Source organism: Nocardioides sp. Z35_8 (genome assembly GCF_059621125.1).
The window spans coordinates 330,476-354,914 of sequence record NZ_JCAQIE010000004.1; the positions used below are offsets into that span (position 1 = coordinate 330,476).

The following is a 24,439-nucleotide window of genomic DNA, read 5'->3' on the forward strand; positions in this document are numbered from 1 at the left end:
ATGGGACTGGCCCGTCGCTCGCCCGTGCCCGGTCGATCATCGGCCCCGGCGGTCCGGGCCTGGCGGGCAGCGACGGCCTTCCGGACGTTCGCCCTCGCGCTGGCGACGGGGATGATCCTGGCGGACGGACGGTTCACCGAGTCCGCGCCCATCCTCACAGCCGTCTGCCTCATCGCCGGCGTCACGTCCGCGCTGGAATGGGGGTCGCTGGCCAGGTCGGCACCGTGGATCCCGGTGGCCGAGTCGGCCCTCGTGGCCATCGTCGTGACGACTGCCACCGGTCACCCCGGCCTGCTGCCGTACCTCTCTGTCCCCTGTGTGGTGGCAGGCGTCCGACACGGGTGGATCACCACGGTCAACTCGTCGCTGGTCGGCGTCGCGGCTGTCATCGCAGCAGTCGCTGCAGACGGGAGCGGCGCCTCGGTCGACCGGGTGGCCCAGTCATTCCCCTGGATCATGATCGGGCTCGGCGTGGGGCTGCTCGCGAGCTGGCAGTCGCGCTCCACGCGGAGCCTGGTCGCGCGCCAGGCGCCCCACGCCGCAGCCCACCAGCTGATGGCGCGCATCCACGAGCTCGCGAAGTCGGGCACGCTCGGGCTCGACACCGCGTCCCTGACCATCGAGCTCGACGCCGCGATGCGGGCAGCGACGGGCTGCGCCCGGTCCGTCGTCTTCGTCGTGGGTGCCGATGACTCCATCCGGCCCCTCAACGGCGGCGACGACTCGGAGCGGCTGGCGGACGAGATCCGCCGCGACGATGCCGAGCGTACGCCGGGAACGGCCGTCGTCCCGCTCCACGGCGCGGAACAGATCCTGGGCTACTGCGTGCTCGTCGGGGTGCCCAGGTGGACCCACGACCTCGACGAGCGCGCGCTGGAGGTGGCCGACGAGTTCGCCCTCCGTCTCGACACCGCGGTGCTGTTCGACGACGTCCGCGGGCTGGCCACCTCGCAGGAGCGCAACCGGATCGCCCGCGAGATGCACGACGGCGTGGCCCAGGAGATCGTCGGGCTGGGGTTCCTGGTGGACGAGATCGAGTCCGTCAGCAACCACGCGGAGACACGCATGCTGGCCTCGACGCTGCGATCGGAGATCACCCGCCTCGTCTCCGAGATCCGGTTCTCGATCTTCGACCTCCGCCACGAGATCACGGACGGTCGACTGGCCGCCTCGCTGGCCGACTACGCCCGCGAGGTGGGCGACGCGACGGGGTTGAGGGTGCACCTGTCCCTCGCCGAGTCGGGGCCTCCACTGTCCCCGCGTCACGCCACCGAGGTGCTGCGGGTGGCCCAGGAGGCGATCGGCAACGCGCGCAAGCACGCGGGGGCCGACAACCTCTGGGTGAGCCTCGACTCCGACGGCAACGACCTCCGCCTCGAGGTCGCCGACGACGGGGTCGGCAACGCCGGCCCTCGCGAACGCCACTGGGGACTCCAGGGCATGAGCGAGCGTGCCGCGGCGGTCGGCGCAGCACTCGACGTGGCGCCACGACCGGGCGGCGGAACGCTCGTCACCCTGCGGTCACCCGCAACTGCACCTCACGAAGGAGAGCGCGCCCATGAGCACCACCGTCTTGCTCGTTGACGACCACGAGCTGATCCGTCAGGGCCTCGCCCGGGCGTTCGAGCGGGACGACGACATGAGCGTCGTCGGTCAGGCCGCGAGCGTCGCCGACGGCGTCGCGGCCTGGGTGGACCTCCAGCCCGACGTCGTCGTGACGGACCTCCAGATGCCCGACGGCCACGGTCTCGACGTGGTGCGGGCCGTCCGGAGGACGAGCGACTCCACCGGCCTCGTCGTGCTGACGATGCACGCCGGTGACGACCAGATCTTCGCTGCCATGGAGGCCGGCGCCTCGGCGTTCGTCGGCAAGGACAGCAAGGCCTCCGAGGTGGTCAGCGCGGCCAAGCACGCTGCCGTGGCGCCACGGACCTTCTTGTGCACCGGATTGAGCGCGGCGATGATGAGACGCGCGGCGGGTCCGTCCACGCCCCGGTTGTCCGGGCGCGAGGAGGAGGTGCTCGCCCTGCTCGCCGAGGGTCTGGGCACGGGTGAGATCGCCGGCCGACTCTACCTCAGCGAGTCGACGGCCAAGACACACATCACCCACATCTACCAGAAGCTCGGCGCTGCCAACCGGGCCCAGGCACTGGTCACCGCCATGCGGATCGGCCTGCTCGACCAGCAGTCACGGCCTCGGTTCTGAACGTCGCGCCGACAGGCGCCGGCGGGTGGTCCGACGAGGCATCCGCGACTAGTCACAAGGGACTATCCACCTGCGGCCGATCACCTGATTCGGCGGGTGCGGGAAACGACGAGGATTCTTCATGACGGGTCCACCGGGGCTCGGACATCCGGACTCATCATCCACACTTCAAGGGGTTACCACCATGATCCAGTTCCTCACCATCATGCTCAACGCTCGTCGTAACGACGAGAAGGGCGCCACCGCCGTCGAGTACGGTCTGCTCGTCGCGCTGATCGCCGCCGTGATCATCGCCACCGTCGTCATCCTGGGCGGCCAGATCAACACCGCGTTCAAGACCATCTCCGACAAGCTCTGACCGAGACGTCGCGGCCGTGGCATCACTCCTGATGCCACGGCTCCACCACAACCCTGACGGAGGTCCCCGATGACGTCACCTGACGCACATGCGCGTCGCGGAGACGACGGCGCCACCGCTGTCGAGTACGGCCTCATGGTCGCGCTCATCGCCGGCGCGATCATCGGCACCGTCATCACGCTCGGCGACCCGGTCATGGGACTGTACGCCCGGGTACACTGGTGGTGACAGGCCCCGTGACGGCGTGAGCACGTCCACGCGAGAGGCGACCGAGGAATCGGTCGCCTCTCGTGCATTTCCCGGCAACGGGCAGGACGTCACGCCCCCGCCAGGACGCTCAACCTCCTCGCCCACCACCGATCGAGGGCGCGCTCGCTCAGTCCGGCACGCCGGAGCGCTCGATCGAGGGGGCCGCTGGCCGCAGCGTCGTAGATCCGGACCAGTCCCGTCTCGCCCACGCGCTCGACGATGATCCGGCACGCCAGCCACGACTCCTCGTAGCGGGCCTGGAGACCGCTCCCCCGCGCATCGAAGTCCGTGGTCGTCGGCAGCGCACCAGGCACGCCGTCACGTCGCGCGGCCGCGATCGCCCGCCCGAGGGCCACGCGGTCGGGCAGCCGCGTGCCGCGCAGCGCGACCCAGTCGGCGAAGCCCTCGAGCAGCCACGGCTCGACCGGACGACGGACGGCATCCGTGGCGACGTGGACGAGCTCGTGGCTCATCACGGCCTGGGCGCCGCCACGGCCCACCCCGGCGGTCACGTCGGGGTTGACGAACACGTGCACCGGCCCCCGCTCGTCCCACGAGTCGCCCACAGCCGCGGTCACCGCGGCGATGTCGGCGTACGTGCCCGGCTCCGCGCCGAGCGCCTCGTCGAGGTCGGCGCCGGAGGCGGGCACCTCGACCACCACGGGAGCCGACCACTCGGGCAGCACCCGGCGCACGACCTCGATGCCGCGCTCCGCCCGCTCACGCACGACCTCGGCCTCGCCGCGGGACCCCTCGGCCATCACGAGGACCCCGGGCGAGCGCGTCACCGACAGCTTCGCGCGCAGCCAGAGGGGCAGCCGGACGCCACCTCCCGCCTCGCCGCCGAACCCGGCGATGCCGAGCCGTGCGCCGTCGGGCGCGAAGCGCACCAGCACCTCGGCGCGCGCCGGCGCCTCGTCGTAGCCCCGGACCCGCCACGTCAGCTCGGCCACCCCCGTCCACGACCCGTCCGCGGCCACCGAGCCGCGCTGGCGGACGTAGCGCGCGCCGACCTCGGTGAGGACGAGCGACCGCGCGTTGGTCGCGACGGCGGACAGCAGGGCCTCGGCCGCAGGCACTCCGGGGGGCGCGAGCCGCGTGAGCGCGGCGGCGTCGCGCTGCTCCACGCCGTCGACGAAGGACGCCAGGGCAGCGGCTGCGCCGGCCGGGCTCGCGCGTGGCCCCCCCACCGGCCGCGGCGGGGTCACCTCGTGGCGCACGTCGCGCACGAGGACGAACGCGATCGCGGCGACCAGGCACAGCGAAAGGCCGGCCGCCCACAGGAGTGGACGACCGGCCTTCGCGAGGTGCGTGTCAGCCAGGGCGGACCGCGCCGACGTAGGGCATCGAGTGGAGGCCGGAGACGACGACCCCGGTGCCCGGGTTGGCGGCGTGGACGATCATCCCGTTGCCGATGTACATGCCGACGTGGCTGATCGGGCTGTAGTAGAAGACCAGGTCGCCGGGCTGCAGGTCGCTCGCCGCGATCCGCGGGCCCGAGCCGAACTGCGCGCTGGAGGAGTGCGGGAGCGACACGCCCGCCTGCGCCCAGGCACGCATGGTCAGGCCGCTGCAGTCGAACGCGTTCTCGCCCATGGCGCCGTAGACGTAGGCGTCGCCGACCTGCGCCATGGCGTACTGCACGGCCGCGGCGGCACGACCCGAGGCGGGCACCGAGCTGGGCGTGCGCACCGTGGCGCTGCGCGAGGCGAGCATGCGCTCGCGCTCCTCGGCCTCGAGGTCCGCGAGGAGCTCCTTGGCCTCGGCGAGCTTGTCGTCGACGGTGTCCTTCTCGGCGCTCAGCTGCTCGGTCAGCTCCGCGATCTCGTCGGTGCGGTCGCTGGTGGCCTCGCGGCGGATCTCGAGAGCCTGGAGCTCGGTGTCGTAGTCGGACAGCAGCGAGGACTGGAGGTCGTTGAAGGACGACATGGTCGAGAGCGAGTCGAGGAAGGCTCCCGGGTCCTCGGAGACGACGATCTGGCCCATGGTCGAGATGCCCTCGCCCTCGAGCTGTCGCACGACCGCGTCGGAGACCTGGTCGCGGACGGCGTCGAGCCGCTCGTCCTGGCGCTCCTGGTCGGCCTTGAGGCCGCGCAGGTCGCGGCGGAGGTCGGCCAGGTCGAGGCGGGCGTCGTGCAGGCGCTCCTGGGCGGCCTCGGCCTCGTGGTAGAGGTCGTCGACGCGGACCTTCACGTCATCGATGTCGGGGTCGGCCTGCGCGGGGGTCGCGGGCACGAAGGCGATGGCAGCGATCGCGGAGAGACCTAGAACGGTCGCACCAACTCGCTTGCGGGTGTGAGCCACGAGCGGGGGAACTCCTCGGGATGTCGTACGCCTACCAGGTGAGCTGACGGGTTCGGCACGACTGGCCTACCCCTGCTCCTCGTGCCGCTCGCGCGACACGCCTTGCAGGGGATTCACCCCAGGGGAAGTGTGGTTCCCCGGCTCGTGGACCACGGGTGATGCGGGGGTGTGGTCCACGACTCGGCGCGACGTCCGCGCGGGCCTGGTGACCCACTGCCACGGACGTCAGCCACACCCTAGACCGCTCATGGAGCCGTCGCCAATCTTCGGGCCGATTGGGGAGGATCCGCGTCGTGCGAGCCTCACGCCGACTCGATGACCGGGCCGGGCACGGGCTCCACCAGCCGCAGCGGCGGCACCAGCCCTCCTGAGGCCAGCACGTGGAGCGCGGCCCTCTCGTCGTCGTCGATGGTCAGCTCGGGCGGCGGGCCGAGGAGCACCGTCACCACGCAGTCGTGGCAGTGCAGCCCGCGCACCACGCAGGTGTCGCAATCGATCCGTGTCGTCATGTCCCGAACGGTGACAGGGGCCACCGACAACGCCGCGGGGCGCCGCGGCACACCGGCGTGTCGGGGGCCTTGTCAGCGGCGCAGGAAGCACGTCCAGCCGGCACCGCAGGGTCGAGCATCGAACCCCGGCACGCCGTCGACCAGCTCGGCCTGGGGTGAGCCATCGGGCACGACGACGACATCGGCGGCCTCGATGGCGCGGTGCCCGCCCGCCGAACCGTCGAGGAAGTCGAGGTAGGCGGCCTGGACGCCATGGTCCAGCGCGTCGAGAGGATTGACCGCCCACAGCTGCACGCCCTCGACCGCGAGTGCCTCGGCCAGCGGTGAGGGCGCCAGGACGACATCCGACCCCGCGGCTCGCGCGACGTCGGCGACGAGGGACGGTGCGGCGCCCAGCACGTCGTCGCCGCGGATCAGCAGGACGGGCAGCGCGAGGGCCGTCGCGAGGACCCCGGCGACCATCGCCGCACCCACGACGCGGCCCTCGTCCCGTGCTCGGGCATGGTCGCCGTGCGCCTGGCCCGCCTGCCGTTCCTGCTTGGCCGCCAGGACGGCGAGCAGGCACAGCAGCCAGAAGCCGTGCCGCGCGGCGCTCGCAGTGGCCACGCAAAGACCGATGCACGCGACGTACTCCCACAGCGGACGACGAGGTGAGCGGGCGAAGACGACCAGCAGCGCGATCACGGCGACGACCATGAGCACGTCGAACGGCATCGACACGCTCGGGCGGGCCCAGAGCCCCTCGCCCCGCTGTGCCGAGACGTTTCCGAAGACCTCCACGTAGTAGCTCGGCGTCGACCACAGCTGGGGCGTGGCGCACAAGGCGAGCAGGCTCGCGAGACCGACCGCGACCGTCTCCGCAGGACGGTGTGGCAGACGGCCGACGACGAGGTAGGCACCGAGCACGCAGACGCCCAGCAGCGCGGCACCGTGGAGGTTGGCCCAGACGACGACGAGCGGTACGGCCCACCAGATCCCTCGATCCGGACGTCGCACCTGTCGGGTCACGAGCGCGAGCATGAGCGCGAACGGGAGCAGCGACAGGGTCTGGGCCCGCACCACGCCCAGCGTGGCCAGTCCACCCAGGCACAGCAGGGCGATCGCCACAGCCACCTGGCCATCGCCCGCACCCCGGGCGCGCGCCGTCGTCGCCACCACGGACAGGCAGCCAGCGACGAGGAGCAGGTGGAGGACCACAGCGCCGCGTTGCCCCAGGTCCTGGACCCACGACGCGACGAGCTCGGCGAGAACCGGCACGTTGTGCCAGCCGGCTGTGTCCGAGGCCGCGAAGGGGACGTGGTCGGGGATGCGTCCGGTCGATCGGACGTGGTCGCCCATGGCGACGAGCCAGTCCCAGTCGCTGCCGACGCGGACGAACTGCGCAAGCAGGGCCAGCAGGACAGCAGCAGACACGATCGTCCAGCGCCACCGTCCCACCTCGGCCCTCAGCACCCCGCTCACCCGAGGAGACCCGTCAGGCTGGACGGAGGTACGACACGCGCCCCGTCGCGGGCCACGTCGCGCGCCACCGCCCTGTCGCCGGTCACCACCACGACCACGCGGCCCCGCGGTTCGGCCGCGACGAGCTGGCGGATCACGTCATCGGCGATGACGCCCGGCGGGCTGAAGACGACCCTCACGCCACGCGGGGCCGGCATGGCCGTGCGCACCGTGGACTCAGCGGCGTCGAACACCACTGTGGTCTCCGCCCCGGTCCGCGCCACGAGCGCACCCAACGCCGCGACCAGCCGGCTGCGCTGGGCCTCGAGGCTCGCTGTCGGCCACCTCTCCTTGGTGACGTTGTAGCCATCGATGACCAGCCGCGCGCGCGGCATCCCCAGCGTCTGCTCGAGGAGCGCCGGCGTGGCAGGCGCACTCGAGGCCGGCGGGCCGGCGACGCCTGCGAGCGCCGACTCGACCGCGTCTCCGGGACTGCCCGTGACGGCCGGGAGGGCCAGCTCGCGGCGCAGGCCGGTGGCAGCGTCGACGACCGCGTCGAGGAGCAGCCGGGCCCGGACCGTCGCGGCGTCCCGGTCGGATCGGGCGTCACGGCGGCTGGCCGCCAGACCCGACTCCGCCTCGTCGAGCTGGGCGCGCAGTCGTCGTACGTCGGCCTCGGCGGCGCGGGTCGCCCCCTCGGCGGCCGCGATGGCCTCGTCGCGGGCCGCGTAGGCCGCGTCGCGGGCCTCCTCCGCGGCGCGCAGCACGCCCCGGGCCTCGCCGAGGCGCCGGCGCAGCACCGTGTGGTCGGCCTTAGCGCGCGCGAGCTCCTCGCGGTGCTCGGCCCGCACCGAGGTCAGCTCTGCCTGGAGCGCGGCCACCTGCGCGGTCAGGCGCGCGTGCTCGGCCTGGACCTGCTCGTCGCGGACCTCGTCGCGATCCAGGGAGTCCGCGACGTCGGCGACGACGGCCTCCCACCCTTCCTCCCTGGCCAGCCACGCTCGCGCGGCGACGTCGATCGGGTCGTCGGGTGCGGCCGGCAACGCGGCGACCTGGACGGCCGCGTGCTCGCGGAACGCGCCGTCCTCCAGCGCCGACCAGATCGCGGCGGCACCCAGCCGGGCACGCCGGGCGGGCGCGAAGCCCGCGACCTTGCGCAGCGCCGGGGGCACCGGCGTGACCGACGGCAGGACGGCCGACACCATCGCGACCACACGCAGGCGCAGCCGCTCGGGCAGTGCTGCGGGGCCGGTCACGGGGGTCTCGTCACCCGGCGGCGGGGTCGCCGGCGGTGTCGGCGGAGGCGCGGTCGACGACCTCGATGGCGTCGCTGCGCCCGCACCAGCGGCAGGACACCGTCTCGACCGACTCGGCACGCACCGTCTCCTCCTCGACCTGGTGCTCACCGGCGAGGTCGAAGTGCCAGTACTCGGTCGTACGGCGGGTGCGCGTCACGTCGAAGCGGGTGAGGTTGCCGCACCCGGCGCAGCGCCACCGCTCGCCGTCGCCGGGCACGCGGAGGTCGGCGGTCTGCTCGGGCACGGGTGCTCCTCATGGGTCGGGAAGGCTCGGGATGGGTCGGGACCGGTCGAGCGCGGCCGGTCTGTCGGGCGCGGTCAGCGTAGTCCGCGTGCCGGCCCCACCGTTGTCGGATCCCACGTCTAGCGTCGTGCCACATGAGCACCACCGCCCACCGCCCGACCCGGGAACGGTCCCGTTGGGAGGCCCAGCGCAGCTTCGACGAGCTGGGGCGGCCGCTGCGAGACCTGACGTTCTGCGTGGTCGACCTCGAGACCACGGGCGGTTCGGCGGCCGGCGGCTCGATGATCACCGAGATCGGCGCGGTGAAGGTCAGGGGCGGCGAGGTGCTCGGGGAGTTCCAGACCCTCGTCAACCCGCACGCCGAGATCCCCGCGTTCATCGCGGTGCTCACCGGCATCAGCAACTCGATGGTCCACGACGCGCCGCCGATCGAGTCGGCGCTCCCGGCGTTCCTCGACTTCGCCGCCGGCTGCGTCCTCGTGGCCCACAACGCGCCCTTCGACGTCGGCTTCCTGCAGCACTTCGCCCGCCAGCAGGGCCGCCCGTGGCCGAAGTTCGAGGTGCTCGACACGGCCAAGCTCGCCCGGCGGGTGATCACCCGCGACGACGCGCCCAACTGCAAGCTGTCGTCGCTGGCCAGGCTCTTCGACTCCAGCACCACGCCCAACCACCGCGCGCTCGCCGACGCCCGCGCCACGGTCGACGTGCTGCACGGGCTGATGGAGCGTCTCGGCGGCCTGGGCGTCCACACCCTCGAGGAGCTCCAGACCTTCTCCTCCCGGGTCAGCACCGCGCAGCGGCGCAAGCGCCACCTCGCCGAGGGCCTGCCGCACTCCCCCGGGGTCTACCTGTTCCGCGACGAGCGCTCGCGCGTGCTCTACGTCGGCACGTCGAGGGATCTGCGCACCCGCGTCCGCACCTACTTCACCTCCTCGGAGACCCGCACGCGGATGGGCGAGATGGTCGGGCTGGCCGAGTCGGTGACCGGGATCGAGTGCGCCACGCCGCTCGAGGCCGAGGTGCGCGAGCTGCGGCTGATCGCCGAGCACAAGCCGAAGTACAACCGTCGCTCGCGGTTCCCCGAGAAGGTCCACTTCGTCAAGCTCACGCGTGAGGCCTGGCCGCGGCTCTCGCTCGTCCGCACGGTGCTCGACGACGACGCCGACTACCTCGGCCCCTTCGCGTCGAGGAAGACGGCCGAGAAGTGCCTGGCCGCGCTCCACGAGACCTTCCCGGTGCGGCAGTGCAGCGGGCGGCTGCCGCTCACGCCGTCCCGTTCGGCCTGCGTGCTCGCCGAGATGGGCCGCTGCCTGTCTCCCTGCGACGGCTCGACCGACGCCTCGACCTACGCCGCGGTGGTGCGCCAGCTGCGCGACACGCTGCTGCGCGACCCCCAGGAGGTCGTCGAGGCGATCAACCAGCGGATGACCGCGCTCGCCGACCATGAGCGCTTCGAGGAGGCGGGGGTGCACCGCGACCGCCTCGCCACCTTCATCCGTGCCGCGGCGCGCACCCAGCGGCTGTCCGCCCTGAGCCGGTGCCCCGAGATCGTGGCCGCGCGCCGCGAGGACGACGGCCGCTGGTCGGTGCACGTCGTCCGGTTCGGCCGGCTCGCTGCAGCGGGCCGGATCCCCCCGGGTGCCGACGCGCACCAGTACGTCCGCGAGCTCAGGTCGAGTGCCGAGACCGTCGCCGGCGCGCCGGGCCCGGTGCCCGCCGCGACCGCCGAGGAGTCGGAGAAGGTGCTGCGCTGGCTGGAGTCGCCGGGCGTGCGCCTCGTCGACGTCGACGGCGAGTGGGTCTGCCCCCTGGGCGGAGCCGCCCGGCACCTCGCGCTCTACGACGCTGCCGACCAGTCCCGGCTCTCGCTCGTGCCCTTCGACGAGCAGCGGCTGCCCTCGCCCGTGCACCGGCCGGTGCGTTGAGCGTCAGTCGAGACCGATGCTGAAGGCGGCCTCGAGGTCGTGCCGGGAGTAGGTCCGGAAGGCGATGTGCGTCTCCGTCTCGGTGACGCCGTCGACCTTGTTGAGGCGGTCGGCCACGACCGAGGCCACGTCCTCGTGCTCGCGCACGCGCACCAGGGCGATGAGGTCGATCTGCCCGGTCACCGAGTAGACCTCGCTCACCCCGTCGAGGGAGGCGATCGCCTCGGCGACCTCCGGGATGCGCGCGACGTCGGCCTTCACGAAGACGATGGCGGTGATCATGGCCTCACCGTATCCGTGACCGCTCCACCTCCGGACCCCCACGCGGGGCGCGGCCGCTGCGAGGGTCCGCCGGCCCAGCTGCCCCGAGCCCATTTCGGTGGTCCTGCGGGTTTCGCCCCGCTCCACGTGATTACCCCCTACAGTCGGCCGGGCTGAGCCCCTTACCCGGAGGACGAGATGACCACGCGCACGGTCGAGGCGGCGGACGACCGGCGGCTCGTCACCGGGGCGGTTCGCCCTGTCCCTCGGTGGATCTGGGTGCCGCTCGCTGTCTACGGCGCCGCTCGCGCCTTCTCCTTCCTCGTCATGGTGTGGGCGAGCCAGTTCCAAGTCCCCACACGGCGCGTGGTCGGCAGCCCGACAGAGACCTACTTCGTCCACCATCCGTTGCCTGCCGACCCCGGCTACCTCGGCGTGGTCACCAACTGGGACGGACAGTGGTACCGCTACATCGCGGAGGCGGGTTACGTCCCAGCCAGCGTGGACCCGTCAGCTGCCGCGGGCTGGGCGTGGGCGTTCCCCCCGGGGTATCCGACGTTGGTCTCGACCGTGATGCGCCTGACCGGGGTGGAGTTCCCGCTGGCGGCGACGCTGCTCAGCACACTTCTCGGTGCCCTCGCCATGGTGCTCCTCTATCGGCTCGTGGCCGCGCACGCGGGCACGCTCAACGCGTTCGCGGCCGTGCTGGCGACGTCGTGCTTCATCACGGCACCGTTGCTGCAGTCGGCGTACAGCGAGGCCCTCGCCCTCGTCCTCCTGGTCAGCACGCTCCTCCTGCTGACCCGCGGCCGCTTGTGGTGGGCCATCGTCCCCGCCCTCCTCCTGGGCCTGACCCGCCACGTCACTCCGCCACTGGCGGTGGTGGCCGCCGCAGTCATGTACGCGCGTTGGCGGGCGGCACCGTCCGAGACCTCCCGCAAGGAGTGGCTGGGCTTGCTCAGCTTCACCGCCGTCAGCACGCTGGGCGTCTTCGTCTGGCCCGCCGCCTCGAGCGCGTTGGGAGGCGGCGCCGGCGCTGATCGCGTGGAGCTCATGGCCTCGAGCGTCCCGGTCGGCTGGTTCAGTGCCTTCTTCGGATGGTCCCCCTGGGCGGTGGTCATCCCTCTCCTGCTCACGGTCCTGCTCGCTCGAGCCGTGTGGCTGAAGCGCGGCGAGTGGGGCGTCGCGTTGAGTGCGTGGGCGCTGACCTACCCGTTCTTCTTGTTGGTTGTCACTCCACCGCTCCTCGGGGTGCTCCGCTACCTCCTGCTCGCCTTCCCCCTCGGCATGCTTCTCACCGGGTCGCGGAGCTGGTCCCCGCGTGACCGGACCGCCCTGATGATGGTCGGCTGCCTCGTGCTGCTCGCGCTCCAGGCCGTCTGGATCCGTTACTCCCTGGTCTACGGGCACACGCCCGTCATGCCCTGAGCCCCGGCAGTAGTCTCCGGCCGTGACCTGGCTCACCGACCACTGGCTCGACCTCCTCGGGTGGGGCGGCAGCGCCCTGCTCGTCTACTCGCTCCTGCAGGCGAGCGTCCTGCGCCTGCGTGTGCTCAACGCGATCGCGTGCGTGATCCTGATCGTGTTCAACGCGGCGCTCGAGGTGTGGCCGATGGTCGGCATGAACAGCGTCCTCGTCGTCATCAACGCATGGTTCATCGCCCGGATGCTGCGCGACCGGCACGACGAGTCGGCGTTCGAGGTGCTCGAGGTCGACCCGTCGGACGCCTACCTGCGCCACACGCTCACCGTGCACGGCGCCGACATCGCGAAGTTCAACCCGTCGTTCGTCCACGACCCGGGCGACGACCAGGACGCCTTCCTCGTGCAGAGGGGCGACGAGACGGTCGGCGTGGTGCTGCTCCTCAGGAGCGGTGACACGGCCGACGTGCTGCTCGACTACGTCACCCCGCGCTACCGCGACTTCTCCCCCGGCGAGTTCGTCTGGCGCAAGAGCGGGCTCCTCGCCGAGCGCGGCATCCGGCGCGTCGTGACGCCCCCCGGCATGGTCGACGCCTACTACGACCGGCTCGGGTTCAGGCGCGAGGGACCGTCCTACGTGCTCGAGGTCTGAGCGCGGGTCAGCGCGACGACGCCGCGACCCATCGCTCGAGCGCGGCCCGCGCCGCACCGGAGTCGATCGCCTCGGCGGCCTTCGCGACGCCGGCCGCCAGCGCGGTCTCGACGTCGGCACCCGGTGCGTCGTGGACCGCGAGCGCGGCGCCCGCGTTGAGCACCACGGCGTCGCGCACCGGCCCCTGCTCGCCGGCCAGGACGCGGCGTACGACGTCGGCGTTGTGGGCGGCGTCGCCCCCGCGGAGGTCCTCCGTGGTCGCCCGGGCCATGCCGAGCGTGGCGGGGTCGACGGTGCTCTCCGCGACCCGGCCGTCGTGCACGTGCCACAGGGTCGAGGTGGTGGTGGTCGTCAGCTCGTCGAGGCCGTCGTCCCCGCGGAACACCCAGGCGTCCACCCCGCGCCCGGCCAGGACGCCGGCCATGACCGGCGCCATCCGGGCGTCCGCGCACCCGATGGCCTGGGCCTGCGGGCGGGCCGGGTTGGTCAACGGACCGAGGATGTTGAAGGTGGTGGCGATGCCGAGCTCGCGCCGCGGCACCGCCGCGTGCCGCATGGCGGGGTGGAAGGCCGCGGAGAAGCAGAAGGTGATGCCGGCCTCCCCCGCGACCTCGGCGACGCGCGCCGGGGTGAGGTCGAGGCGGATGCCGAGCTCCTCGAGGACGTCGGCCGACCCGGACTTCGACGACGCCGAGCGGTTGCCGTGCTTGACCACGCGGGCCCCGGCACCGGCCGCGACGATCGCGGCCATCGTGGAGATGTTGACCGACATCGACCGGTCGCCCCCCGTGCCGACGATGTCGAGCAGCCGCCCGGGCACCGAGATCGGGTTGGCCGCGGCGAGCATCGCGTCGGCGATGCCGGAGACCTCCTCGACCGTCTCGCCCTTCGCGCGCAGCGCGACCACGAGCCCGGCGAGCTGCACGGGGGTCGCCGCGCCGGCGAAGACCTCGTCCATGGCCCATCGCGCCTGCTCGGTCGTCAGGTCGTCACCGGCGACGAGCGTGGAGAGGACGTCGGGCCAGGTGTGCGACATGGGGATCAGGCTAGTGGCGCAGCGGTGGGCCGCCCCAGTGGTGTCAGGAGGTGGCCGGGACCGACGGCTTCAGCAGCGCGACGACCGCCTCGGCGAGCTGGATGGGGTCGATCGGGTGCGGCACGGCGGCCTCGGCGCGCGACCAGGTGGCGAGCCAGGCGTCCTGCGGGCGACCGGTCAGCACCACGACGGGCGGGCACTGGTAGATCTCGTCCTTGAGCTGCTTGGCGATGCCCATGCCGCCGGCGGGGACCGCCTCGCCATCGAGGATCGCGAGCGCGATGTCGCCGCGGTCCATGTTCTGCAGGACCACCGGCTCGGTGGCGACCTCGACGTACTCGAGCTCGGGCATGTCCGGGTGCGGGCGGCGGCCCAGCGCCAGGATGACCTGCTGGCGGGTGTTCACGTCGTCGCTGTAGACGAGGACCTTGAGCGAGCGGTCTGCGGCGGCATCAGTCACGGGAGGCATCGTAACCGTCGCCCTCCCGCCCCCGCGTGGAGGCATGCGTCACAGCGTCAGCCGGTCGGGCGAGCGTCGCTCCGCCAGGTCCAGGCGCCGGTCCTCCCGGGCCGCCTCCTTCATCGACGAGCGCACCCACTGGGTGAACAGCACGCCGAAGAACAGCACCCCGATGAGGTCGCCGCTGGCCCACAGGATGCCGCCGGCCAGGTGCTGGTCGTCGAGCACCGATGGCAGCCACGCGCCCATCGGGCCCTCGCGGAGCGCGAGGTAGTGCTCGGCCCCGATCAGCCTCGACTGCCCCATGATCGTCACGCCGAGGAACGCGTGGAAGGGCAGCGTCATGAGGGTGAGGAGCACCCGGAAGGGGTGGCTGACCCGGCCCGGCACCGGGTCGACCCCCATGAGAGGCCAGAAGAAGAGCGTCCCGACCAGCACGAGGTGGATGTGCATCATCTGGTGCACGTAGGACGAGCTGAGGCTGGCGTCGTACCACGGGCTGAAGTAGAGCGCCCACGGCGAGACGACGTAGAGGGCGAACGCCAGCGGGGGGAACGCCAGCACCTTGGCCACCCGCGAGTGCAGCACGGCGAGCAGCCACCGGCGGGGGGCCGGCGGCAGGGTGCGCAGGGCGAGGGTCACGGGCGCGCCGAGCGCCAGGGCCAGCGGCACGACCATCGACAGGACCATGTGCTGGACCATGTGCACGCTCAGCAGGGTCGTGTCGTAGATCCCCAGGCCCGACATCGTGGCCACGCCGAACGACCCCATCCCGAGCACGACGAAGGCCAGCGTGCGCCCGAGCGGCCACCGGTCACCGCGACGCCGCAGCACGGCGACGCCGACGAGGTAGAGACCGGTCGCCCAGACCAGCACCACGAACGGGATCGGGTCGATCCCCCAGTCGGTGAGCACCCGCCCGAGCGTGAATCGAGGCAGGACCTCCGTGGTGTCCGCGGAGAGGGTGGAGAGGGTGGGGAACACGCTGTGAACTCTATGTCGGTCCAACACAGGGGGTCGGGGTGCCCCTCGTCCTCGCCAACGGCCATAATGATCTTCGTGGCGACAGCAACTGCGACGATTCCGGCCTCCCGTCTTCACGGGCACCACGACCGACCCAGCATGGTCAGCGTGGGCACGATCATCTGGCTCGCGAGCGAGCTCATGTTCTTCGCGGCGCTGTTCGCGTCCTACTTCACCATCCGGGCGGTGAGCCCGGAGCTCTGGGCGCAGGAGACCGACAAGCTCAACGTGCCGTTCTCCACGGCCAACACCGCGATCCTCGTCGCGTCGTCGTTCGCCTGCCAGTGGGGCGTCTTCGCCGCCGAGCGCGGCCAGGTCGGGCGCACGGGCAAGCTCTACAACTTCGCCAAGTGGGGCCTGCGCGAGTGGTTCATCCTCACCTACGTCATGGGCGCCATCTTCATCGGCGGACAGGCGCTCGAGTACGCCGAGCTGATCGAGCACGGCGTCACGATCCAGAGCTCGGCCTACGGCTCCATGTTCTACCTGACCACCGGCTTCCACGGCATCCACGTGGCCGGCGGACTCATCGCCTTCCTGTTCGTCCTCGGCCGCACCTACCTCGCGCGGCGCTTCACCCATGAACAAGCCGTGACCGCGATCGTCGTGTCCTACTACTGGCACTTCGTCGACGTGGTCTGGATCGGCCTGTTCTTCATGATCTACGTCATTCAGTAAGCACCGATACCGCAACCGGCAAGGACTAATCGTGCGTTTGCTCAACCGAACCGCTGGTCGTCTCTCCCGGCACCGTCGGGGACCGCTTGCGGGTCTCGCCGTGCTGCTGCTGGGTCTCCTGATCAGCGGCTCCCTCTACACGGCCTTCTCCCCCGCCCAGGCTGACAGCCAGCCGAGCGAGACCGAGAAGGTCGCGCAGGGCAAGGAGCTCTTCCTCGCCAGCTGCTCGTTCTGCCACGGCAAGAACGGCGAGGGCGTGCCCACCGTCCGCCCGGGCTACCAGCTCGGCCCGTCACTGGTCGGCGTCGGCGCCGCCGCCGTCGACTTCCAGGTCGGCACCGGACGCATGCCCCTGGTCCAGCAGGGCCAGCAGGCCGAGCGCAAGCCGCCCGTCTTCAACGACGAGGAGATCTCCGCGCTGGCGGCCTACGTCGCCTCGCTCGGCCCCGGCCCCGCGATCCCCAACGCGGCCGACTACTCGATCGACGACCTGTCCGACGAGCAGCGCCAGGAGGCGATCTCCCGCGGCGGCCAGATCTTCCTCACCAACTGCACCGCCTGCCACAACTTCCAGGGCGCCGGCGGGGCGATGCCACGCGGCGGCGAAGCACCCACGCTCCGCGGCGTGGAGCCCAAGTACGTCTGGGAGGCCATGATCACCGGCCCCCAGCAGATGCCCAACTTCAGCAACGGCAACCTCTCCCCCGACCAGAAGCGCGACGTCATCGCCTACCTCGGGAGCCTCGAGGACACCCCTGAGTACGCCGGCTTCTCCATGGGCGGACTCGGACCTGTCTCCGAGGGCCTCTTCGCCTGGGTGATCGGCATCGGCGGACTCGTGGGCGCGGCGGTCTGGATCGCCTCGCACACGACCCGCAGCAAGAAGAGCAAGGTGAACGCGTGAGCAACGACAACTCCTCGACGCCGGAGCACCCGGTCAACGGGCCTGACGGCACCCCGGTGCCCCACGACGAGGCCCACGTGCCCACGCACCGCGAGGCCGAGCCGATCCCCGACCCGGGCCTTCCCGCGCACACGTGGCGCCCCACCGACGTCGACCCCAAGGCCGAGAAGCGTGCCGAGCGCCAGATCGCGGCCATGTTCGTCGGCGCGATGATCAGCGCCGTCCTCTTCGTCGTCGCCTACTTCACCTTCCAGATCGGCGACAACTGGGACACCATCGGCGGTCTCGGCGCCTCGACGGTCAGCCTCGGCGTGACCCTCGGCGTGAGCCTGCTGCTGATCGGCATCGGCATCATCCACCTCGCCCGCAAGCTGATGGCCGACCACGAGATGGTCGAGATGCGCCACGCGGCCGCCTCCCCGCCGGAGGACCGCGAGGCCACCGTCGAGGCGCTCAACGCGGGCCTCGCCGAGGCCGGCATCGGTCGGCGGCCGCTGGTCCGCAACACGATGATCGGCGCCGTCGGCCTGCTCGGGCTGCCCGCCGTCGTGCTGCTGCGCGACCTGGCGCCGGGCAAGGCCCTCGACATCGACGCGCTCGCGCACACCATCTGGAAGCCGGGCATGCGCCTGGTGCGCGACGTCGTCGGCACCCCCATCCTCGCCAGCGAGGTCGAGATCGGTGACCTCGTCAACGCCACCGCCGAGGCGCTGTTCCCGTCGGAGGAGAACGGCTACCCCGAGCTGTCCAACCTCGACGAGCAGGTCCAGAAGGCCAAGGCCGCGATCATCGTCGTGCGGATGAACCCCGACGAGATCATCCCGCTCAAGGGCCGCGAGAAGTGGACCGTCAGCGGAATCATCTGCTACTCCAAGATCTGCACCCACGTCGGCTGCCCGATCTCCCTGTACGAGCGCACCACCCACCACGTGCTGTGCCCGTGCCACCAGTCGACCTTCGACCTCGCCGACCACGCCAAGGTCGTCTTCGGTCCGGCTGCCCGTCCTCTTCCCCAGCTGCCGCTCGCGGTGGATGACGAGGGCTACCTGGTCGCTCAGAGCGACTTCACCGAGCCCGTCGGGGCCAGCTACTGGGAGCGTGAGAAGCAAAAGTGAGCACGGACTCCAGGATCGACACCAGCAAGGTCGCGACCACCAACGGCACCGCCGCCGCGACCGCCACCAAGCCCGGCCCCGCCGGGTCCCTCGCCTCGTGGGCCGACGACCGCCTCGGTCTGGCCACGGCGATGAAGAAGAACCTGCGCAAGGTCTTCCCCGACCACTGGTCGTTCATGCTCGGCGAGATCGCCCTGTGGAGCTTCGTCGTGCTGCTCCTGACGGGCGTCTTCCTGACCCTGTGGTTCAACCCCTCGATGGGTCACGTCACCTACGAGGGCTCCTACGACCAGCTGCGCGGCGTCGGGATGTCGGAGTCGATGGCCTCGACGCTGGCCATCTCGTTCGACGTGCGTGGCGGCCTGCTCCTGCGCCAGATGCACCACTGGGCCGCGGCGATCTTCATCGCCTCGATGATGGTCCACCTGCTGCGCGTCGCCTTCACCGGCGCCTACCGCAAGCCGCGCGAGCTCAACTGGGTCATCGGCTGCCTGCTGCTGCTCCTGGGCACGCTCGAGGGCTTCACGGGCTACTCGCTGCCCGACGACCTGCTCTCCGGCACCGGCGTCCGCGCCGCGGACGGCTTCCTCAAGGCGACCCCCGTCGTCGGCACCTACATGTCGTTCCTGCTGTTCGGTGGCGAGTTCCCGGGTGAGGCGATCATCCCGCGCCTCTACATCGTGCACGTGCTGCTGATCCCCGGCATCCTGCTGGCGCTCATCGCCGCCCACATGCTGCTGCTCGTCTACCACAAGCACACGCAGTGGCCCGGCCCCGGTCGCACCGAGCAGAACGTCGTCGGCTTCCCGATGCTCCCCGTCTACGCCGCCAAGGCCGGTGGCTTCTTCTTCATGGTCTTCGGCGTCGTCGCCCTCATGGGTGGCCTGATGTCGATCAACCCGGTGTGGAAGCTCGGCCCCTACGACCCGACCAAGGTCACCGCAGGCTCCCAGCCCGACTGGTACATGGGCTGGCCCGACGGACTGCTCCGCATCGTCCCGACCGGGTGGGAGTCGGTGTTCTTCGGCTACACGTTCTCGTGGAACGTGATGCTGCCGATCCTCATCGTGCCTCCGCTGATGCTCGTCATCTTGATCCTGCTGCCGTTCATCGAGGGCTGGATCACCGGCGACAAGCGCGACCACCACCTGCTCCAGCGCCCGCGCAACGCTCCGACGCGCACCGCCGTCATGGTGTCGCTGATGACGTTCTACGGACTCGCCTGGGCGGCCGGTGGCAACGACATCATCGCCATCAAGCTCGACCTGAGCATCAACCAGATCACCTACTTCATGCGGGCGGCCGTCTTCCTCGGGCCCCTGCTGGCGTTCTGGATCACCCGGCGCTGGTGCATCTCGCTGCAGCGGCACGACAACGAGATGCTGCTCCACGGCTACGAGACGGGCATCATCACCCGCTCCCCCGAGGGCGCCTACTCCGAGCGCCACCTGCCGATCGGCGAGGCAGCCGCCTACACGCTCACGGCGCGTGAGCGCGACCAGGTCCACACGGTCGCGGGCGACACCGACGCCGCCGGTGTGGCCGCGCCCAACTCGCGCTCGGAGAAGCTGCGGGCCAAGCTGTCGTCGTGGGCGTTCAGCCACAACGTGCAGAAGCCCACGCGGGCCGAGCTCGAGGAGGCGCACCACCACGCCGAGCACGAGGCCGAGCTCCAGGCGGGGCTCGACCACCCGGCCGACGGACACCAGTTCGACGACCACCAGCTCCGCGACACCGAGGACGTCCCGCTGCGCGACCACTGAGCGCACGCGACGCACGAGGGCCCGCCGGGGTCATTCCCGGCGGGCCCTCGTCTCGTCAGTGGGCGTGTCCACGACGCCCGGCGGCTGACCGTGGTGGATCCGAGTCACCAGGTGACCTGGATCCGCCACGATGCGTCGCGGGCTCCACTCCCCCACGGCCGGGGGTCAGCTGAGGGCCGAGCCCTGCTTCCAGTCGGCGGCGGAGAGGTTCCAGTCGCCGTAGCCGTTGTCGAGCGTCATCTGACGGGCGGACCCGGTCACCTCGACGACGTCGCCGCGGCTGGTGCGGTCGTAGAGCCACTGGGCGTCCGCGACGCTCATCCCGACGCACCCGTGCGAGACGTTGGCGCTGCCCTGCGAGCCGACCGACCACGGCGCGGCGTGCAGGAACTCACCGGAGTAGGTCACCCGCAGGGCGTACTCGACGTTGGACAGGTCGTAGTACTCCGGGTCGCCCTCGGAGACGCCGATCGTCGCGGCGTTCATCCGCTTCTGGCGGAACTTCTCGATCACGACCTTGGTGCCCGAGCGGGTCTCCCACCCCGGCTTGCCGGCGCTGATCGGGATGGTGCGGGCGAGCTTGCCGTTGACGAACGTGCGCATCGTGTGGCTGCGCACGTCGACGCGGCTCACCACCGAGTCGCCGATGTGGAAGTCGAGCCGCCGTGACTCCTGGCCGTAGATCCCGTTGCCCGCCGGCAGGCTGTTGATGTCGAGGTCGACCGACACGTCGGTGCCGGGCTTCCAGTAGTGCGCGGGCCGGTAGTGGGCCTCCCGGTCGCTCAGCCAGTACCACGAGCCCTTCTGGGCGGGCGTGCTGGTGACCGCCATGTGCCTCTCGAACCGCGCCCGGTCGGTGACGGGCAGGTCGAACGTCACGACGACCGGCATCCCGACGCCCACCGTCTCGCCGTCCAGGGGCGCCACCGAGGGGAAGGTCTGCTCGTCGAGGGTGAGCTCGACCGTGTGGAACCTGCGCGCGCGCTCGACCGTGCTGCCGTCGGAGCGGGTCGCGGAGGCGATCAGGCGGTAGTCGGTGCCGGGCTCCAGCCGGGTGGACGCGGTCCAGGTGCCGTCGTCGGAGAGACTGCCCTGCACCGGACCGGCGGGCGAGGTCACCCGTACGTCGTCGAGGTGGCCGCCGACGGTCGACACCGTGAGCGGCGCGTCGATCGGCACCGCGGTCGGGTCGGCGAAGCCGGTCGTGATCCGGACCGGCTCCGGCGCGGCGGACTCCGTGGCGTCCGCGGACCCCGACGCGGCTGGAGCGTCGCCGGAGCCGTCGGAGGAGGAGGTCGGTCCCGCCGTGCTGCAGGCAGCGAGTCCCGCCATCATGACCAGCGCCGCAGCGGCCGCCGTCGGACGGCGTGCCGGGCGCGTGGAACGGAGCACGCGTGAGCGCATGCGACGTCACCCCCCAGGAGAGCCCGCCCGGTCGGACGGAGGAACAGCAGAACCCGTCCAGCGTACGTCGCGGACGGGCTCTGCTGAAAAGGGCGGCTCAGTGGGCGTGTTCGCCCCGGTAGTACTCGAAGACGAAGCCGCACACCACGATGGCACCGGCGGCGAAGCCGATGATGGCCAGCCACCAGGCCGACAGGGCGATGCCGTAGACGATCACGCCCAGCGCCATGGCGCACCACAGGGGCCACCAGGAGTAGGGCGGGAAGAAGCCCAGCTCACCGGCGCCGTCGGCGATGTCGGCCTCCTTGCGGTCCTCCGGCCTCGGGTCCATGCGCGAGGCGTGGAAGCCGAGGTAGAGGGTGATCATGCCGGTGAGGAGCGCGGTCATGACGAGCGCGGAGGTGCCGGTCCAGTCCTCGGACAGGAACCAGTAGCCCGGTGCCACGACCCCCACGAACACGGTGGTGATCCCGAAGATCCATGCCTCGGCCTTCATCGGTCCCTCTCCTCGTCGGTCGGCTCGGCCGGCTCGCCGGCGCGCTCACGCAGCATCTCCTCGCGCCCCGCCACCTCGGGGGCGTCGGCGACGGCGCCGTCACGCTCGGCGTCGTTGTCCTCCAGCTCGAGCAGCGCGACCTCCGGGTGGTGCAGGTCGAAGGCCGGCGACTCGGAGCGGATGCGCGGCAGCGTGGTGAAGTTGTGGCGCGGCGGCGGGCAGCTGGTGGCCCACTCGAGGGAGCGCCCCCAGCCCCACGGGTCGTCGACCGGCACCTTCGGGCCCCTGGCCGAGACGTAGACGTTGTAGAGGAACGGCAGCGTCGAGGCGGCGAGCAGGAACGAGCCCGCCGTCGAGATCTGGTTGAGCGTGGTGAAGCCGTCCTCGGGCAGGTAGTCGGCGTAGCGGCGCGGCATGCCCTCGACACCCAGCCAGTGCTGGACCAGGAAGGTGGTGTGAAAGCCGACGAACAGCAACCAGAAGTGGAACTTGCCGAGACGCTCGTCAAGCATCCGCCCGGTGAACTTGGGCCACCAGAAGTAGAAGCCGGCGAACATCGCGAACACCACCGTGCCGAACACCACGTAGTGGAAGTGCGCCACCACGAAGTAGGAGTCGGAGACGGTGAAGTCGAGCGGCGGGCTGGCCAGGATGACTCCGGTGAGGCCACCGAAGAGGAAGGTGACGAGGAAGCCGATCGACCACAGCATGGGCGTGTCGAACGACAAGGATCCGCCCCACATCGTGCCGATCCAGTTGAAGAACTTCACGCCTGTCGGCACGGCGATGAGGAAGGTCATGCCGGAGAAGAACGGCAGGTCGACGGCGCCGGTGACGAACATGTGGTGGGCCCACACCGCGACCGAGAGCATCGCGATGCCGAGGGTGGCGGCCACCAGGCCGACGTAGCCGAAGATCGGCTTGCGGCTGAAGACCGGCAGGATCTCGGAGACGATGCCGAAGAACGGCAGCGCGATGATGTAGACCTCTGGGTGCCCGAAGAACCAGAACAGGTGCTGCCACAGGATCGGACCGCCGTGGGAGGGGTCGAACACGTGGGCACCGAGGATGCGGTCGGCCTCGAGCGAGAGCAGCGCACCCGCGAGGATCGGGAACACCATGATCACGAGCATGCTGGTGATCAGCGTGTTCCACACGAAGATCGGCATCCGGAACATCGTCATGCCGGGCGCGCGCATGCAGATGATCGTGGTGATGAAGTTGACCGCACCCAGGATCGAGCCCAGGCCGGCCATCCAGAGACCCATGATCCACAGGTCGCCACCCACGCCTGGACTGCGCACGGCGTCGGAGAGCGGCGTGTAGGCGAACCAGCCGAAGTCGGCGGCACCGGACGGGGTCAGGAAGCCGGAGGCGGCGATGAGGCCGCCGAAGAGGAACAGCCAGTAGCTGAACATGTTGAGTCGCGGGAACGCGACGTCGGGGGCGCCGATCTGCAGCGGCATGATCACGTTGGCGAAGCCGAAGAACAGCGGCGTCGCGAACAGCAGCAGCATGATCGTGCCGTGCATGGTGAACAGCTGGTTGTAGAGCTGCTCGCTGACGACTTGGCCGCCCGGGTAGGCGAGCTCGGCGCGGATCAGCATGGCCATCAGGCCGGCGATCAGGAACCACGCGAACGAGGTGCCCAGGTAGAGCTTGCCGATCAGCTTGTGGTCGGTCGTCGTCAGGATCCGCACGACCTGCTGGCCCAGCGGCTTGCGCTCAGGCGGCGGAGTCGCGGCCTGGGGTGCGGGAGCGGTGGTGGCAGTCACTCCTGGCTTCCTTCCTGGGACTGGCTCTCGCCCAGTCCGGTCTGCGTGGTGGCTTCAGATCCGCCCAGGAGCGGCTCCGCGAGGGTCTGGCCGGTCTCGGCCAGGTCGGCGAGGTAGGCCTCGTACTCCTCCTGGCTGACCACCTCGACCTCGAAGAGCATCCGCGAGTGGTAGACGCCGCACAGCTCGTAGCACTTGCCGGGGTAGGTGCCCTCCACGGTCGGGGTGACCTGGAGGTGGTTGATCCGGCCCGGGATGACGTCCATCCGGGTCAGGAACGAGGGCACACCGAAGTTGTGGATCACGTCGGGCGAGTGGAGGTTGAACTGGATCCGCTGGTTGACCGGCAGGACCAGCACGGGGATCTCGTTGCCGTCACCGATGGTGTAGACGTACTCGTCGTAGGCGTAGTCGCCGTCGTAGCCGGTGGCGTCGACGTTCTGCTCGCCCAGGCCGTAGTTGAAGGTCCAGCTCCACTGCTGGCCCATGACCTCGACGGTCACGTCGGGGTCGGGCTCGACCTCGGTCATCACGTCCTGGACCCGCACCGTGTGGAAGAAGAACACCACGCACATCAGCACGGGGGCGATCGTGTAGAACACCTCGAGCGGCAGGTTGTAGCGCGTCTGCCGCGGCACCTCGTCGGGGCTGCGGCGGCGGAACTTCACCACCGCGTAGACGATCAGGCCCCACACGATGACACCGGTCACCAGTGCGGCGACCCACGCCCACTTCCACAGCTCGTAGGTGTAGGGGCCCTGCTCGCTGGCCCTGTCGGGCATGGCGAGGTTGCGGATCTGGTGCTGGTCGGCCTCGGAGCACGCGGCCAGCGCCATCATCGTCACGCCCAGCAGCGCGACCTTCAGGGTGCGCCTCACGGGCGCGCCCGAAAGGTTGGGGACTTGCAGACCCACTGA

Annotated in this window: 25 protein-coding genes and 1 riboswitch; of the genes, 11 read left to right on the forward strand and 14 right to left on the reverse strand. The window is 71.0% G+C overall.

The features are described from left to right. The 4 genes from AC54T2_RS18095 to AC54T2_RS18110 all read left to right on the forward strand — a co-directional run bounded on the left by AC54T2_RS18095 (position 1) and on the right by AC54T2_RS18110 (position 2,792). A complete protein-coding gene (locus tag AC54T2_RS18095; protein ID WP_496666870.1) occupies positions 1-1,584 on the forward strand; it encodes a sensor histidine kinase in 1,584 nt (527 codons plus the stop codon). After that, the gene (locus AC54T2_RS18100) at positions 1,559-2,206 is read left to right on the forward strand and encodes a response regulator (RefSeq protein ID WP_489974671.1); all 648 of its coding nucleotides are present in this window, start codon (positions 1,559-1,561) and stop codon (positions 2,204-2,206) included. The genes AC54T2_RS18095 and AC54T2_RS18100 overlap by 26 nt, the downstream gene beginning before the upstream one ends. A gap of 184 nt (positions 2,207-2,390) precedes the next feature. Beyond that, positions 2,391-2,564, forward strand: coding sequence for a Flp family type IVb pilin (locus AC54T2_RS18105; RefSeq protein ID WP_489974672.1), 174 nt, complete (start codon positions 2,391-2,393; stop codon positions 2,562-2,564). 69 nt (positions 2,565-2,633) lie between these two features. Further along, the gene (locus AC54T2_RS18110; protein WP_489974673.1) at positions 2,634-2,792 is read left to right on the forward strand and encodes a Flp family type IVb pilin; all 159 of its coding nucleotides are present in this window, start codon (positions 2,634-2,636) and stop codon (positions 2,790-2,792) included. An 89-nt stretch (positions 2,793-2,881) separates the two neighbouring features. Here the strand turns inward: AC54T2_RS18110 and AC54T2_RS18115 are convergent, their stop codons facing one another. The 6 genes from AC54T2_RS18115 to AC54T2_RS18140 all read right to left on the reverse strand — a co-directional run bounded on the left by AC54T2_RS18115 (position 2,882) and on the right by AC54T2_RS18140 (position 8,608). Further along, positions 2,882-4,042, reverse strand: a complete 1,161-nt coding sequence (locus AC54T2_RS18115) for a hypothetical protein (RefSeq protein ID WP_496666871.1) — start codon at positions 4,040-4,042, stop codon at positions 2,882-2,884. A gap of 85 nt (positions 4,043-4,127) precedes the next feature. Further along, on the reverse strand, positions 4,128-5,048 hold the full coding sequence (locus AC54T2_RS18120; RefSeq protein ID WP_313960518.1) for a C40 family peptidase: 921 nt from the start codon (positions 5,046-5,048) through the stop codon (positions 4,128-4,130). Positions 5,049-5,130: 82 nt separating this feature from the next. Beyond that, a riboswitch (cyclic di-AMP (ydaO/yuaA leader) is annotated at positions 5,131-5,293 on the reverse strand. Positions 5,294-5,419: 126 nt separating this feature from the next. Further along, positions 5,420-5,626: a hypothetical protein gene (locus AC54T2_RS18125; protein WP_496666872.1), complete on the reverse strand. Its 207-nt coding sequence runs from the start codon at positions 5,624-5,626 to the stop codon at positions 5,420-5,422. 72 nt (positions 5,627-5,698) lie between these two features. After that, positions 5,699-7,039 carry a hypothetical protein gene (locus AC54T2_RS18130; RefSeq protein WP_496666873.1) on the reverse strand — a complete coding sequence of 447 codons (1,341 nt, stop codon included), beginning with the start codon at positions 7,037-7,039 and terminating at the stop codon, positions 5,699-5,701. Positions 7,040-7,083: 44 nt separating this feature from the next. Further along, positions 7,084-8,322, reverse strand: coding sequence for an NYN domain-containing protein (locus tag AC54T2_RS18135; RefSeq protein WP_489974678.1), 1,239 nt, complete (start codon positions 8,320-8,322; stop codon positions 7,084-7,086). Between the two features lie 10 nt (positions 8,323-8,332). Further along, complete coding sequence (locus AC54T2_RS18140; protein WP_222129525.1) at positions 8,333-8,608, reverse strand: hypothetical protein; 276 nt, start codon at positions 8,606-8,608, stop codon at positions 8,333-8,335. 134 nt (positions 8,609-8,742) lie between these two features. Between AC54T2_RS18140 and AC54T2_RS18145 the strand changes: the two genes are divergently transcribed. Further along, a complete protein-coding gene (locus AC54T2_RS18145) occupies positions 8,743-10,533 on the forward strand; it encodes a DEDD exonuclease domain-containing protein (RefSeq protein WP_489974679.1) in 1,791 nt (596 codons plus the stop codon). Between the two features lie 3 nt (positions 10,534-10,536). On the opposite strand, the gene AC54T2_RS18150 is transcribed toward AC54T2_RS18145, so the two are convergent. Continuing rightward, positions 10,537-10,815 carry an Lrp/AsnC family transcriptional regulator gene (locus AC54T2_RS18150; protein ID WP_186341009.1) on the reverse strand — a complete coding sequence of 93 codons (279 nt, stop codon included), beginning with the start codon at positions 10,813-10,815 and terminating at the stop codon, positions 10,537-10,539. A gap of 177 nt (positions 10,816-10,992) precedes the next feature. On the opposite strand from AC54T2_RS18150, the gene AC54T2_RS18155 reads away from it, so the two are divergent. Continuing rightward, complete coding sequence (locus AC54T2_RS18155; RefSeq protein ID WP_496666874.1) at positions 10,993-12,222, forward strand: hypothetical protein; 1,230 nt, start codon at positions 10,993-10,995, stop codon at positions 12,220-12,222. 22 nt (positions 12,223-12,244) lie between these two features. Then, positions 12,245-12,868, forward strand: coding sequence for a hypothetical protein (locus tag AC54T2_RS18160; protein WP_489974681.1), 624 nt, complete (start codon positions 12,245-12,247; stop codon positions 12,866-12,868). A gap of 7 nt (positions 12,869-12,875) precedes the next feature. On the opposite strand, the gene trpD is transcribed toward AC54T2_RS18160, so the two are convergent. The 3 genes from trpD to AC54T2_RS18175 are packed head-to-tail and all read right to left on the reverse strand — an operon-like array spanning position 12,876 to position 15,348. Beyond that, positions 12,876-13,904, reverse strand: a complete 1,029-nt coding sequence (trpD, locus tag AC54T2_RS18165) for an anthranilate phosphoribosyltransferase (protein WP_496666875.1) — start codon at positions 13,902-13,904, stop codon at positions 12,876-12,878. A gap of 43 nt (positions 13,905-13,947) precedes the next feature. Then, positions 13,948-14,364, reverse strand: a complete 417-nt coding sequence (locus tag AC54T2_RS18170; RefSeq protein WP_241005130.1) for an Rv3143 family two-component system response regulator — start codon at positions 14,362-14,364, stop codon at positions 13,948-13,950. A gap of 48 nt (positions 14,365-14,412) precedes the next feature. Beyond that, entirely contained in the window at positions 14,413-15,348 is a 936-nt protein-coding gene (locus tag AC54T2_RS18175) for a cytochrome c oxidase assembly protein (protein ID WP_186341004.1), read from the reverse strand. A gap of 66 nt (positions 15,349-15,414) precedes the next feature. Here AC54T2_RS18175 and ctaE point away from each other — a divergent pair, with 66 nt between their 5' ends. The 4 genes from ctaE to qcrB are packed head-to-tail and all read left to right on the forward strand — an operon-like array spanning position 15,415 to position 19,847. Beyond that, positions 15,415-16,065, forward strand: coding sequence for an aa3-type cytochrome oxidase subunit III (gene ctaE, locus AC54T2_RS18180; protein WP_186341003.1), 651 nt, complete (start codon positions 15,415-15,417; stop codon positions 16,063-16,065). Between the two features lie 31 nt (positions 16,066-16,096). Continuing rightward, positions 16,097-16,969, forward strand: coding sequence for a cytochrome bc1 complex diheme cytochrome c subunit (qcrC, locus tag AC54T2_RS18185; protein ID WP_489974683.1), 873 nt, complete (start codon positions 16,097-16,099; stop codon positions 16,967-16,969). Continuing rightward, the gene (gene qcrA / locus AC54T2_RS18190; protein ID WP_241005132.1) at positions 16,966-18,084 is read left to right on the forward strand and encodes a cytochrome bc1 complex Rieske iron-sulfur subunit; all 1,119 of its coding nucleotides are present in this window, start codon (positions 16,966-16,968) and stop codon (positions 18,082-18,084) included. The genes qcrC and qcrA overlap by 4 nt, the downstream gene beginning before the upstream one ends. Beyond that, a complete protein-coding gene (gene qcrB, locus AC54T2_RS18195) occupies positions 18,081-19,847 on the forward strand; it encodes a cytochrome bc1 complex cytochrome b subunit (protein ID WP_397180298.1) in 1,767 nt (588 codons plus the stop codon). Before qcrA ends, qcrB begins: the two co-directional genes overlap by 4 nt. Positions 19,848-20,012: 165 nt before the next feature. Here the strand turns inward: qcrB and AC54T2_RS18200 are convergent, their stop codons facing one another. The 4 genes from AC54T2_RS18200 to ctaC all read right to left on the reverse strand — a co-directional run bounded on the left by AC54T2_RS18200 (position 20,013) and on the right by ctaC (position 24,400). After that, complete coding sequence (locus AC54T2_RS18200; protein WP_496666876.1) at positions 20,013-21,239, reverse strand: L,D-transpeptidase; 1,227 nt, start codon at positions 21,237-21,239, stop codon at positions 20,013-20,015. A 109-nt stretch (positions 21,240-21,348) separates the two neighbouring features. Then, positions 21,349-21,747 (reverse strand): cytochrome c oxidase subunit 4, encoded by a 399-nt coding sequence (locus AC54T2_RS18205; protein ID WP_186341000.1) that lies wholly within the window; start codon positions 21,745-21,747, stop codon positions 21,349-21,351. Then, positions 21,744-23,522 carry an aa3-type cytochrome oxidase subunit I gene (gene ctaD, locus AC54T2_RS18210; RefSeq protein ID WP_496666877.1) on the reverse strand — a complete coding sequence of 593 codons (1,779 nt, stop codon included), beginning with the start codon at positions 23,520-23,522 and terminating at the stop codon, positions 21,744-21,746. The genes AC54T2_RS18205 and ctaD overlap by 4 nt, the downstream gene beginning before the upstream one ends. Further along, positions 23,519-24,400 (reverse strand): aa3-type cytochrome oxidase subunit II, encoded by an 882-nt coding sequence (gene ctaC / locus AC54T2_RS18215; RefSeq protein ID WP_241005134.1) that lies wholly within the window; start codon positions 24,398-24,400, stop codon positions 23,519-23,521. The genes ctaD and ctaC overlap by 4 nt, the downstream gene beginning before the upstream one ends. Positions 24,401-24,439 lie beyond the last annotated feature (39 nt).